This is a genomic window from Streptomyces sp. NPDC000348 (assembly GCF_042898795.1).
In the GTDB taxonomy this organism is placed as follows: domain Bacteria; phylum Actinomycetota; class Actinomycetes; order Streptomycetales; family Streptomycetaceae; genus Streptomyces.
In genome coordinates this window covers 11,382-23,876 of sequence record NZ_JBIAZD010000030.1, presented here as the reverse complement: position 1 = coordinate 23,876, position 12,495 = coordinate 11,382, and the positions used below count along the sequence as shown (strand labels likewise).

General features: G+C 68.5%; 7 protein-coding genes and 4 pseudogenes. 3 read left to right on the top strand and 8 right to left on the bottom strand.

Features of this window, described 5'->3' with window-relative positions:
- Positions 1-308: 308 nt before the first annotated feature.
- The 8 genes and pseudogenes from ACFY3N_RS34665 to ACFY3N_RS34630 all read right to left on the bottom strand — a co-directional run.
- Positions 309-1,558 (bottom strand): annotated as a pseudogene (locus ACFY3N_RS34665) (IS701 family transposase).
- Between the two features lie 260 nt (positions 1,559-1,818).
- A complete protein-coding gene (locus ACFY3N_RS34660; protein WP_390820771.1) occupies positions 1,819-2,838 on the bottom strand; it encodes a polysaccharide lyase family 1 protein in 1,020 nt (339 codons plus the stop codon).
- A 14-nt stretch (positions 2,839-2,852) separates the two neighbouring features.
- Positions 2,853-3,875, bottom strand: coding sequence for a polysaccharide lyase family 1 protein (locus tag ACFY3N_RS34655; protein WP_390820770.1), 1,023 nt, complete (start codon positions 3,873-3,875; stop codon positions 2,853-2,855).
- 10 nt (positions 3,876-3,885) lie between these two features.
- On the bottom strand, positions 3,886-4,908 hold the full coding sequence (locus ACFY3N_RS34650) for a polysaccharide lyase family 1 protein (RefSeq protein ID WP_390820769.1): 1,023 nt from the start codon (positions 4,906-4,908) through the stop codon (positions 3,886-3,888).
- A gap of 15 nt (positions 4,909-4,923) precedes the next feature.
- Positions 4,924-5,982, bottom strand: a complete 1,059-nt coding sequence (locus ACFY3N_RS34645) for a polysaccharide lyase family 1 protein (protein WP_390820768.1) — start codon at positions 5,980-5,982, stop codon at positions 4,924-4,926.
- Positions 5,983-6,237: 255 nt separating this feature from the next.
- Positions 6,238-6,369: pseudogene (locus ACFY3N_RS34640) on the bottom strand (MFS transporter); the annotation flags it as partial.
- A gap of 315 nt (positions 6,370-6,684) precedes the next feature.
- Positions 6,685-7,457, bottom strand: a pseudogene (locus tag ACFY3N_RS34635) (IS701 family transposase); the annotation flags it as partial.
- A gap of 483 nt (positions 7,458-7,940) precedes the next feature.
- Positions 7,941-8,687: pseudogene (locus ACFY3N_RS34630) on the bottom strand (glycosyltransferase); the annotation flags it as partial.
- Positions 8,688-9,022: 335 nt separating this feature from the next.
- Here ACFY3N_RS34630 and ACFY3N_RS34625 point away from each other — a divergent pair.
- The 3 genes from ACFY3N_RS34625 (at position 9,023) to ACFY3N_RS34615 (ending at position 12,468) form a co-directional block, all read left to right on the top strand.
- Positions 9,023-9,688, top strand: coding sequence for an IclR family transcriptional regulator (locus ACFY3N_RS34625; protein ID WP_390820767.1), 666 nt, complete (start codon positions 9,023-9,025; stop codon positions 9,686-9,688).
- Positions 9,689-9,982: 294 nt separating this feature from the next.
- Positions 9,983-11,203 carry a radical SAM protein gene (locus ACFY3N_RS34620; RefSeq protein WP_390820766.1) on the top strand — a complete coding sequence of 407 codons (1,221 nt, stop codon included), beginning with the start codon at positions 9,983-9,985 and terminating at the stop codon, positions 11,201-11,203.
- Positions 11,203-12,468 (top strand): MFS transporter, encoded by a 1,266-nt coding sequence (locus ACFY3N_RS34615; RefSeq protein WP_390820765.1) that lies wholly within the window; start codon positions 11,203-11,205, stop codon positions 12,466-12,468. Before ACFY3N_RS34620 ends, ACFY3N_RS34615 begins: the two co-directional genes overlap by 1 nt.
- Positions 12,469-12,495 lie beyond the last annotated feature (27 nt).

Genomic DNA, 12,495 nt, shown 5'->3' with positions numbered 1-12,495 from the left:
AGCGATCTTGATGTGTCTGGCGGGCGACGGATCGTTCCACGGGCTGTTGCTACAAGGGTCTTGATCTGGGGAAGCTACGTCTGTCGTGATTGGTGCTCACTGAACTGAGTAATGCTCAGCATCCACGAGCGGACCAACGGATCGCTCCGGCATCGCGCCCTATATGGTGAGGCAGAGAGCCGCTTGTGCCTGAGAGCACACGGATGGCATCTAATACTCCAGTTAGATTTCGTGTCCTGACCTGGTTCTTCTTCCACAGTGGCAGCAGCGGGCTGTGGCTTGGTGGCGTCTGCGCCAGTGTGACCAGCTCAAGGCATGTAGGCGTCTGTCCAGGTGAGGCCGGGGGTGCGGCAGGAGAGCGTCCAGCAGGCGCCGGATCTCTGCCACGCTGAGTGGGACGAGGGCTGATCCGTTTCTGCGGCCCCCCTTTCATCGCCGCCGGTCTGGGCGGCGAGTGCGGTGAGGACGGCGTGGGCGAGCATGGCCAGGGTGATGTGCCGGTACCAGCCGGGACAGCGGCGGACCTCGCACTCGTCCAGGCCGCACTCGTTCTTCACAGCCTGGAAGCACTCCTCGATCGCCCAGCGGGAGCCGGCGATGTGGGCCAGCTCGGCGATCTCAATGCCGACGGGGGCGTAGGCGAGGTGGTAAGCGAGTTCGCCGGGGTCGGACAGGCTGCGGCGGGCCATGACCCAGCGGTGATGGGTCGGCGGGTCGGGGTCGAAGATGAGGTTGGCGGGCAGCTTGGCCGCGGCCCAGTCATAGACCCGTGGCCCTTTGGCGCCGTCACCGCAGGAGATCCGCTGCCAGGCATCACCGGGTGCATCCTCGATGAGCTGATCGATGCGCCAGATGCCGGCCAGGGACTTGATCTGCTGCGACTTGGGTACCGCCACCACATAGCCGACGTCGAGTTGCTCGGGCAGGCGGCGGAAGTGCCAGTCCTGCCCGTAGGACTCGTCCGCGGTGACCCAGGCGGCGGGCAGGCCGGCGGCCAGGCAGCGTCGGACGATGTTCCGGGCCAGCTCTCCCTTGGTTGCAAAGCCCCGCTCGTCGGGGATCTTCGCCGCCCGGCAGCGGTCACGATCGGACGTCCAGGCCTTGGGCAGGTAGAGCTCCCGGTCCACCAGAGCCCGACCCGAACGGGGGCATAGGCGGCGAACACCCCGATCTGGCAGTTGTCGATCTTTCCCGAGGTACCGGTGTACTGCCGGCCGACCCCGGCCGAGGTGGTGCCCTTCTTGATGAACCCGGTGTCGTCGATGATCAGTACCCCGCCGGGGCCGAGCCGCTCGGCCACATAGTCGCGGACATCATCCCTGACCGCGTCGGCGTCCCACCGGGCGCCGTTGAGCAGGTGCTGCAGGCCCGCCGGGGCGCGCTGGCCGGCCCATTCGGCCGGCTGCCAGCCGTTCTTCCGCTCGACCGGCGCCAGCAGACCACGCACGTAGTCCCGCATCCGCCGCCGTAGACCCGCCCGAGCAAACCGTCCTGCCACCCGAGCGAACACTGACTCCAACTCAGCCTGCCACCGGCCGACTTCAGCTATCGCCTCCATACCCAGACAACGACAACCACCAGCTCAGAACACGAAATCTAACTGGAGTGCTAAGCCGGGCCGCGACCCGGCCCGTCCGCTGTGCCTGCAGTCGGTCCACCTTCGGCTTCGTGAGCACGACCTCAGTCCGGACGCGCCGGGGTGGGCCGTGGTCAGGCCGTCGAGCAGGACGCAGCCGTTGCGCGGCTGCGTGAGGATGCCGGCAGAGATACCCCGCATGTGCCTCGCCCCCACGGGCCGAGGCACATGCGGGGTGCGGCTCAGAGGCCGATGGTGCCCGGGCCCGCGCCGCCCATCACGGCGTCCTTGACGGTCCGGGGGTCGTCGACGGTGTAGTCGTAGTAGTCCGCCGGGTCCTCGACGCTGCCGCCCGTGACCGGTTCACCGGTGTCGCCGACGAAAACGTTGTTCCGTTCGACGATGCTGCCCTCCGGTCCCGAGTAGCTGTTGGTCATGGGTTCTTCGACGTCGTCGAAGTAGTTTCCCTCGATGAAGCAGCCGGAGTCCGCGTTGCATGCGGGGCCGGTGTCGCTGTTGTCGAGGAAGTAGTTGTTGTAGATGTGCACGGGGTCACCGAAGCGGGTGCGCGGATTGCGCTGCGGGGTGCGGTCGTACCAGTTGTGGTGGTAGGTCACCTTCAGCCGTCCGGTGTCCTGGGCGCCGTTCTTGTCGGAGTGGCCCAGCAGCATGTTCTTGGCGTGGTGGTGGGTGTGGTTCCAGGAGACGGTGATGTAGCTGGAGCCCCGCTTGATGTCGAGCAGCCCGTCGTATCCGGCGGACAGGTCGTTGTGGTCGATCCAGATGTGGTGCGAGAACATCTGGATGTTGAGGGAGTCGTCACTGGCGTTCTTGAACGTCAGGTTGCGGACGATGACGTTGTGCACGGCGTTCGTGGGCGGTGCGGTGACGCTGTCACTCGCCGGGAGGCCGATGTTGAGGCCGCCGCCGGTGATGCCGGAAGTCGCGCCGACGCCGACGATCGTCTTGTCGGAGCTGACGTCGTACATGCCTGCGGGCAGCGTGATCATGCCGTCGACACGGACGGTGCGCGGGCCCTCGGCCCGGACGGCGGCGATGAGGTCGGCGGCGGTGGAGACGGTCACGGTCGGTCCGCCCGCGCCGCCGGTGGTCCCGTTCTGACCCCATGCGTCGACGCTCGCGAACCCGGTGGGTGCCTGCTCCGCCAGTGGGGCAGGAACTGCAGGGGCGGGTGTGGGGGCGGCGGCTGTGGCGGTCAGTGCGGCCAGGGCCGTGAGGAGGAGGGTGCTTCTGCGGTGCATCGTGTGCCTCCTGGTCAGGCGATCCTGCCGACACCGACGCCGGCCGGGACGGTGGTGGGGACGGTCGACGGGGCGTCGAGGGCGTACGCGTAGAAGGTGCGCGGCTCGATCACCGTGCCCAGTGTCTGGGGCGCCCCGGAACCGACGTAGAGGTTGTTCCGCTCCACCACCCGGCCGGGTCCGCTCTCGTCGTAGCCGGAGTAGATCGGATGGGCGACGTTCTCGAAGTAGTTGCCCTCCACCAGTACGCCCGCGTCCTCGGTCGAGGCCACGCCGTAGAGCCGGTTGTTCCGGTAGTAGTTGTTGTAGACGTGCACCGGCTCGGCGAACCGGACGCGCGGGTGGCGCTGGTCGGTGCCGTCGAAGAAGTTGTGGTGATACGTCACGCGCAGCCTGCCCCGGTCGGCGGTGTAGCTGTCGCTGTGGCCGAGCAGGCACGTCTTGCTGTGGTCGTGGAAGTGGTTCCAGGAGACGGTGACGTAGTCCGACTCCCGCTTGATGTCGAGCAGTCCGTCGTAGCCCTGCGAGAAGTCGCAGTGGTCGATCCACACGTGGTGGGCGCGGTTGGTGACGCTGATGGAGTCGTCGGAGGCGCGGGTGAAACGGATATTGCGGATGATGACGTTGTTGCCGGGCCTGGTCGTGGAGCCGAGTTGGAGGCCCCCGCCGGTGATCTCGGCGGTGGAGCCGACGCCGAGGATCGACTTGTCGGCCACCACGGTGATCATGCCGTCGATCTCGATGCGGCCGGAAACCAGTACGGTGCAGGGGGAGTTGCGGCCCACGTAGTCGGCGAGCTGGGCGCCGGTGTTCACCGTGACGGTGGGGCCGGCGGCACCGCCCGTGGTACCGGTCAGGCCGAGCGCACTGACGCTCGCGAAGCCGTCGGCGCTCTGCGCCGCCACGGTGGCGAGCCGGTCTGGGAGGGTGGCGGCCCGGGCGCGCGGGGCCGCGCCGACGGCCAACAGGGCGGTGGCCGCGGTGGCGGTGGTGCCCGTGAGCAGGCCGCGGCGGGTGATCGGCGGAATTTCTGGCACGAGGGCTCCTTCAGATCCGGCCGGCGCCGGCGCCGGCGGGAACGATGGCGGGGAGGTCTGCGGGGTCGTCGAGGGCGTACGCGTAGTAGGTGCGTGGTTCGACGACGGTGCCGAACGTCTCGGGCTGTCCGCAGCGCACGTAGAGGTTGTTCCGCTCCACCACCCGGCCGGGTCCGCTCTCGTCGTAGCCGGAGTAGATCGGGTGGGCGACGTTCTCGAAGTAGTTGCCCTCCACCAGTACGCCCGCGTCCTCGGTGGACGCCACGCCGTAGAGGGTGTTGTTGCGGTAGTAGTTGTTGTAGACGTGCACGGGTTCGCCGAAGCGGACGCGAGGGTGGCGCTGGGCCGTGCCGTCGAAGAAGTTGTGGTGGAAGCTGACCCGCAGCCTGCCCCGGTCCTGACTGCCGTTGGCGTCCGAGTGGCCGATCAGCATGGTCTTGCTGTGGTCGTGGAAGTGGTTCCAGGAGACGGTGACGCAGTCCGCGCCGCGCACGATGTCGATCAGACCGTCCGCGCCCGTGCTGAAGGTGCAGTGGTCGATCCAGATGTGGTGCGAGGACTGCTGGATGCTGAGGGAGTCGTCGTCGGCACCGGTGAACCGCAGGTTCCGGATGATTACGTTCTGCCGGCGGTACATGTCCAGGCCGCCGCCGGTGATCTCCGCGTCGGTGCCCAGACCGACGATGGTCTTGTTTGAGCGGACGCCCTGCTTGCTGCTGATGCGCAGGGTTCCCGAGACCTGGATCACGTAGGGTTCGTTGCGGTCGCAGTAGTCCAGGAACGTGTCGGCGTTGGTGACGGTGACCACCGGGCCGCCGGCCCCGCCGGTGGTGCCGGACAGGCCCAGCGCGGGGATGCCCGCGAAGCCGTCGGCGGTCTGCGCCGCCAGGGCGGCTCGCGCCCGCCGTACGGCAGCGGGCGGGCCGGCCCACGCGCGCCCGCCCGTGCCGGTGGCCGACAGGGTCGCGACGGCCGCGGCGGCGGCGGTGCCCGCGAGCAGGCCGCGACGGGTGAGGGAAGGGAGGTCTCTCATCGTCGTCTCCGTTCCTCAGATCTTTCCGACGCCGGCGCCGGCCGGGACGACGGTCGGGACCTCGGCCGCCCGGTGCGGGGTGTAGGGGTAGTACGTGCGCGGCTCGACGACCGAACCCCTTGTCTCGACGGGGTGGTTGCACTCGACGAGGACGTTGTCGCGCGCGACCAGGCGGCCGAGGTCACCGCTGAAGTCCACGCGGGCGGGGTTGTTGACGCTGTGGAAGTAGTTGCCTTCCAGGACCACCCCGGCGTCCATGGCGGAGGCGACGCCGTAACTGTTGTCGCGGTAGTAGTTGTTGTAGACGTGCACCGGCTCGGCGAACCGGACGCGGGGATTGCGCTGGTCGGAGGCCTCGAAGTAGTTGTGGTGGTAGGTGACGCGAAGCCGTCTGCGGTCCTGGGCGGCGTTGTCGTCGTCGTGCCCGAGCAGCAGGGTCTTGTCGTGGTCGTGGAAGCGGTTCCAGGACACGGTGACGAAGTCCGAGCCGCGTTTGATGTCCACGGCACCGTCGTCACCGTCGGAGAAGTCGTTGTGGTCGATCCAGATGTGGTGCGAGAACATCTGGACGTTGATCAGGTCGTCCGTGGCGCCGTCGAACGACAGGTTACGGATGATGATGTTGTGCACCGCGTCGGCGGGGGGCGAGGTGATGGCGTCACTAGCCGGGAGGCCGATGTGCAGTCCGCCGCCGGTCAGCCGGGCAGTGCTTCCCAGGCCGACGATGGTCTTGTCCGAGGCGACCGGGTGCATGCCGTCGCGCGATCCGGTGGGCAGCGTGATCGTGCCACTGACCTGCACGACCAGGGGTTCGGGGCGGGAGATGTAGTCGAGGAACTGCATGGTGGTGGCGGCCGTGACGACCGAGCCGCCCGTGCCGCCGGTGGTGCCGTTCTGCCCCAGTGCGCTGACGCCCGCGAAGCCGTCGGCGGTCGCGGCGGAGGCGGAGGGGGGAGGGGCGGAGAGAGCCGCGGTGGGGGAGGGGGAACCGAACGGCGGGATGGTGAGGGCGGAGGCGATCAGCGCGGCGGCGATCAGTCCGGCTCGAGACGCACGGCGTCTGAATAATCGCATGGGGGGATAGCCCTTTCTGTACCGTCTTTCGGACATGCCGAAGATGACGTTCCTTGGCGGGCTGTGCTGAGAAGATGGCGGCTTACTTGAGAGCAAGCGCTTTCTGTGGAAAGTAAGGGTCTTGTCCTGTGCGCGTCAACAGGTGTGCACGCATGCGCAAGCGGACGTTCTCCACAAGAGCAGACAGGAGCACGCGTGGGTGAACAGGCATCACGCCTGTGACAGCGGCCCGTGTCCGGACGGCCCGGCACCCGGCACTCCGTGGAGCAGCAGGAAGGGCCGCAGCAGGCCGGTGCCGAGCGCGTCCACGGCCGGGGCGACGGCGCAGCGGGAGCCTCCGGAGGCACGGACGAGGGTGCGGGGCCTGATCCTGGTGCTGGTTGCCATGTCGACGGCCTCCCGTCGGCGTGGCCCGGCCGGATGCACCACACCTCCCCGAGGCCTTCGGCGGGGTCGACGCGATGGAGGAGTGACGGCCCAGGGTGGTGGGCGGCGACCCGGATGCGGTCCATGGCGCTGATCTCGTCGTCGACCCGGCTTACTACTGCAACGGTGCTTGTGCTGATTGCTGGCCAGCTCAGGGACTGTGTCCGCGTCGCTTGTAGTGACTGATGCGGGCATGATGTTGGCGTCGTCGTCGCCAGGTCGACCAGTGCAGGATGTGGTCGACCGGGGTGGGCCGGCGGTCGGTGAGCCGGGTGATCAGGCGTCTGATCTCGGCGAGGCTGAGGTGGATGAGCGGGGAGGATCCGTTTCTGCTTTGTCCGCGTCCAGCTGGCGGGCGCGCAGGACGGTCAGGCAGGCGTGGGCGGCCATGGCCAGCGTCATGTGGCGGTGCCAGCCGAGGTAGCGGCGGACCTGGTAGTCGTCCGGGCCGCATTCCTGCTTGGCGGTCTGGGAGCATTCCTCGATCGCCCAGCGGCTGCCCGCGATGCGGATCAGCTGATCCAGGGTGGTGCCGGCGGGGCAGTAGGCGATGTAGTAGAAGATCTCCTCGGGTCTGCTGATGCTGCGGCGGGCGAGGACCCAGTGCCGGCGATCCGGTCGGTGCCAGGGCCGCACTTCGACGCGGGCCCAGTCGAAGACCCGCCGGCCGTGGGCTCCCTGCGCGCAGGAAGGGCGCTTCCACTTCTGCCTCGGCAGGCCGGGAAACAGCTCGTGCACGGGGTGGTCGATGGACCAGCGGGTGACGACGGTGTCATGCCGGGTGGTGGCCATGACGTGGAAGACGTCCGCCTGCTCGAGTTCGTATCGCCAGCCCTTGGAAAAGCCGTAGGCGGCGTCCGCGGTCACCCACCGGAAAGGGATCTTGTCGGCGATCGCGGGCGGACCATCGCCTTGGCGATGACCACCTTCGTGGCGAAGGCCACCTCGTCACCGATACCGGCTTGGCGGCAGCGGTCCCGGTCATCGGTCCAGGAGGTGGGCAGGTACAGCCGCCGGTCGATCAGGGTGCGTCCGTGGGTGGTGGCGTAGACCGTCTCGGGTGTGGGAGCGGTGTACATCGCGGCGGGTGTGGCAGCGGTGGGTGGTACTGCCGACGGCGCCGGTGTGCTGTCTGCGAGGGAGACCTCGGCGCCGTTTTGGCGGGTGCCCCAGCCGGTCTTGGCGCAGGTGAAGATGCCGTACCAGCGCAGCCAGCGGAACCAGGCCCAGGCCATGATGATCGCCAGCGGCATCATCAGCCAGGCCAGAAGGCGTGAGCGGATGCGTTCGTCGGTGCGGATGATGCCGAGGTAGCGCAGTCCCTGGGCCCAGCCGAGGAGGAAGGGGATCCAGAGCATGCTCGCCGGTGGCATGTTGTCGTAGGCGACGGGTTCGACCACGAGCAGCCAGACGGTGACCAGCTGGGTGAGGACCATCTGGGTCCAGCGGATGGCGTGCGGCCAGAAGGCGGGGCGGGCCAGGGACAGGTAGCGCATCCGCCAGATGGAGCGGATGGTCGAGCCGCGCATCCACCGCAGGTACATGCGGCCGAAGTGGTTCCAGCGCTCGGGCATGGCGGTGAACACGATGGCCGTGCTCTGCTGGACGGTCAGGCCGCTTTCCTGGGCGTAGAGGGTGAGCATGCTGTCGTCGCTGAACGCCACCCCGCGCCCCATGAAGGTCTCATTCAGGTAGGAGCCCGGATTGTCGCGGACGACGCCGGAGCGGTAGGCCGCCAGGGGGCCGGAGTTGACCATGACGGCGCCCACGGCGGACTGCCCGGAGCGGTCGACCATCTGCGAGGTGACGAACCACAGGTCCGTGGTGCGGGCCAGCAGCTGGCTGCTGCGCCAGTACAGGACGGCCTTGCGGTGCTCCCGCCTTGCCTGGCGGACCGCCTTGCGCGAGCCGTGACCTGGGGGCGGCGCGTAGACAGGGCGGGCGGGTCCCTTGTTGTCCGTGGCGATCACGATGCCGGCGACCGACTGCACGCGCTGTTTCGAGAACGGTTTGAGGATCTCCTCGACCGCGTGGGGGTCGAGGTAGGAATCGGAGTCGACGGTGATGTAGATGTCGGCGTCCGGGCCGGCCTCGACACCGTGCGCCTGCGCGTGCCGCTTGCCGCCGTTGGGGACGCGCTGCCAGGTGGTGTGGACGCCCGCCTGCCGGGCGGCCCGCCGCCACCAGGCGCGCACTTCCGCGTAGGCGGTAGTAGTGGAGCCGTCGTCGACGACGTGGACGCTGTCGGACCGGCGGGGCTGCTGCAGGAAAGACTCCAGGCCGAGCTTCAGAGGGCCCGGTCGCCTGCTGCGCGGCGCGGACCGTCCGCCGGTGTGCCGCCTGCCAGTTGGTGGGGTCTGTCATCTGACCTCCTGACGGCCCGTCCAACCGGTCACGGGGCCCGGGCTCGCCCGGCGCGTTGAACGTTCGACAAACGGGCTGTTGGCGGGCTGCCGGTGCCGACTTGCCGATGTACCGCTTTCGGCCGCATCGGACACACCCCCAGATTCCTGGGATACCGCTGCTCCGCCGCCGTTCGCACACTTCCCACAGCCTTCGGGCCTTCGAGGGGGGACCCGTGACGAAAACATCGGAAACATCTGGGGGCAGAGGTGTGCTTGACGGCGCTTTCGCGCTACTCGATGCCGTGCGGCGGCGGGGCGGTGAGGCCGGGCTGACGGAGATCGCCGTGGCGTGTGGGGTGCCGAAGGGGACGGCGCACCGTCTGTTGGAGCAGTTGGCGTCGGTCGGGGCGGTCGAACGGCGCGGCCGCAGGTACGTCCTGGGGCCGCAGCTGTTCCGGCTGGGCCAGTCCTGGCAGCCGTATCCCGGGCTGCGGGTAGCGGCCCGGGGGCCGCTATACCGGTTACGGGCCACGACGGGCGCCAGCGCCGTACTGACCGTGCTGCGCGACGGTCTCGCACTGACGGTGTCCTCGGTGCCGGGACGGGGGGAATGGCTGGTGCCGGTACGGGACGGGATGAGCTTCCCGCTCGACACGGCCGCCGGCCAGGCCCTGGCGGGCCGCGAGCGGGGCCCGGTGCTGGACCGTGAGGAGGTGGTGCCGGGCCTGAGCTGCGTCGCCCTCCCCGTCCGCGGCCCGGACGGGCGCGTGATCGCGGCACTGGCGGCGATGACCCCGGCCGACCAGGCGCTCGCACCGGTGACAGCGGCGGTCGCCTTGGCGGCGACGGCCGTAGGAGACCGCCTCGCACGCGCCGAACGCTCCGGCGAACCTGCCATTCCGTCCGCCGCATTGTCCGCCGTATTGCTGCATTGAGTTCCACTTCCGGAGTTCCGTCCAGCGGAATTTTCGTGGCGTTGCACGGTCCGCTCCCGCCATGGTGTGGGCGCACCGGAAAACACCGGACCGCGCATCGGCGGAGAGACGCGAAGGAGGTGAGAATCATGCGCATCGAAATCTTCGACAATGGGGGCGTCGAGTCGCTGGGCATCTGCCAGGAATACGTCAGCTGCAAGGGCTACAGCTCGTGAGCCGCTCTGCTGGTGGGGGCTTCGGCCCCCACCAGCAGCATCTCCGCACCATCACCGTTGACGGACGAGGAGGCTTTCGTTGACCAGCCTGGACAGTATTCCACGGATGCGGATCATCCGTGGCGCGGATTGTTATTGGGCCATAGGGACGCGCAGCATTGCGAGGCTTCCCCTGGCCGCGGTGACGGCAGATCGGGAGCTTGTCCCCGAGGCAGAACAACTCGTCAGGGACGCGGATCTGTCCCCGACCGTCGAGCGCGACGCGTACCAGCTGACGGTGCTGGTCACGACCCGGTGCAACCTCGCCTGCGCCTACTGCTTCCAGAACACCGAGCTCCCGGCCACCGGCCAGACCGGCATACCGCTGCGCATCGCCGGCATGTCGATCGACGAGGACCGCACGGGCGAGATCCTGGAATTCGCGAAGCGGCAGCTGGCCCAGAACGGCAAGAAGGCATTGGACGTCATGCTGTTTGGTGGAGAGCCGACCATGTACATGGACCAGTGTCTGCGCCTGTTGCGAGGAGCCGGTGAGATCGGGCTGGCCCGGGCATCCATGATTTCGAACGGGACACTCTTCACGGTGCCGCAGATGAAGGCACTGGAAGAAGCTGGACTTCGGGATGTGCAGGTGACTTTCGACGGTGACGCCGAATCCCACGATCGGTCACGCATCACCATCGGCGGCCGTGGTACCTTCGCCCGGATCCTGGACAACCTGGCCGAGGTGTCCCAGAAAACCGACATCCGTTGGCAGTTGCGGGTGAACCTGACCGCCGAATCGATCAAGGGCGCCGACCGGCTCGTCGACCGGCTGTCCGGGCGCCTCGACCCGGCCAGGTTCGGCATCTACTTCGCCCTCGTCCACGATCCCGGGATCGGTTTCGCCGGCACCGTGGAGCACTCGCGCGCCGTGGCCGAGCAGGTCGCGGACCTGTACGGGAGAGTCGGCGAAGCAGGATTCCCACTGCCCCGGCCGACCTACAGCACCTGCGCCACCTGCGGGGAAACAAGCGGACGGACAGGCGCGACGGTGAATGCCAACGGCGTCCTGTACAGCTGCTGGGAGTCCGCAGGCCAGAAAGGCATGGAGGTGGGGGACGTGACCCGGGGCTATCTCCCGGAGAGCGTCATCTCCTCCCGCTGGGTCGCGTGCGGATACACCGCGAACGGCCAGGTCGACCCCCATGTGCGGCAGACGTTCACGGACACCTTGGACGCCCTCCTCCTGGACCGGCACTACCGGTCGGGACGCCTCGGGACGGGCAAGGTGCGCGAAGCGGACGGGGCGGCTGCGTAATGTTCCGGCCGTCTTCCGCCGCCCGCGACCTCCGGCTGCTGCTGACGGCCCTGACCTGCTCGGCGGCGGGATCGCTCATGGAGCCGGTCGCCGTCATCTTCGCGGTCCTGGGCCCACTGGGCGGTGGCCCGTCCGAGGTCGGGACCGTTCTGGCAGCGGGGTTCGGCGGGGTGGTCGCCTGCAGCGCCCTGGGAGGCGTGTTCGCCGACCGTCATGCGCCCCGGCGCGTGATGATCGCCGCCGACAGCGTCAGCTTCATCATTCAGGCAGGCACGGCAGCCGGCCTCGCGGCGGGGGTCATGTCCGTGCCCATACTCGCCGTACTGGCGTTCGCCGGCAGTGCTGCAGGGTCTTTCTCCGGGCCTGCATCACGGGCCCTGCTGACGCAGATCGTCGACCGGGACGACCTCCAGCGGGCGAATGCCAAGCGCAGCACACTCATGTCCATGACGAGGATCGTCGCTCCTCTCCTCGGAGGGATACTCGTTCCGCTGATCGGGGCAGCCTGGACGATCGCGGTGGACGCCGCGACCTTCGCCTGCAGCGCCCTCCTCGTCGTACGGATCCGTGCACGGGCAAAGCCGTCTGACCGCCGGCAGGGAGGGCGGACCAGAGCGCCCGGCTTCGTCCGGGAACTGCGGGAAGGCTGGTCCGAACTGACACGGCGTCCGTGGCTGTGGGGAACGATCGCGGTGTTCGGCGGTTTCGAACTTCTCGTCTCCGCGCCTCTGGTGACCCTGAAACCGCTGCTCGCCGAGGACCTGTACGGGGGAGCCCGCGGCTACTCCTGGCTCATCGCCGCCTCCGGGCTGGGAGCTGTTCTGGGCGGTCTGGCGGCCGCCCGGTTCACCGTCCGAAGACCCCTACTCGGGGTGGCGGTGCTCATCTTCCCCCTCGTGACCACACCACTGGCGCTGGCTCTCGGCGCGCCCCTCACGGTCGTGGTCACCACGTCCGTCCTGAGCGGGGCCTGCGAGGCCGTCATCGGAGTGCTGTGGTTCACCACCATCGGCCGAGTGGTACCGCAGGAGGCCCAGGGCAGGGTCACGTCCTGGGACACCACCGGTACGTACGCATTGCGCCCGGCCGGGCTCACGCTGGGCGGAATCGCGGCGGTCGCCGTCGGTTCCGGACCGATTCTGTGGACGGCCGTCACAGCCACGGTGCTGCTTCCCCTACCGCTCCTTCTCCTCGGTGACGTCCGAACGCCCATATCCGAACTCGACGGCACGGATCAGCTGAGGACTGCCTCGAAGATCGCGTAGACCTCGGCGCCGAAGAGGGGGTCTGTG

Coding starts and splice junctions, on each gene's coding strand:
- ACFY3N_RS34660 (WP_390820771.1), bottom strand. CDS start 2,838: ATGCACCGCAGAAGCACCCTCCTCCTCACGGCCCTGGCCGCACTGACC.
- ACFY3N_RS34615 (WP_390820765.1), top strand. CDS start 11,203: ATGTTCCGGCCGTCTTCCGCCGCCCGCGACCTCCGGCTGCTGCTGACG.
- ACFY3N_RS34650 (WP_390820769.1), bottom strand. CDS start 4,908: ATGAGAGACCTCCCTTCCCTCACCCGTCGCGGCCTGCTCGCGGGCACC.
- ACFY3N_RS34645 (WP_390820768.1), bottom strand. CDS start 5,982: ATGCGATTATTCAGACGCCGTGCGTCTCGAGCCGGACTGATCGCCGCC.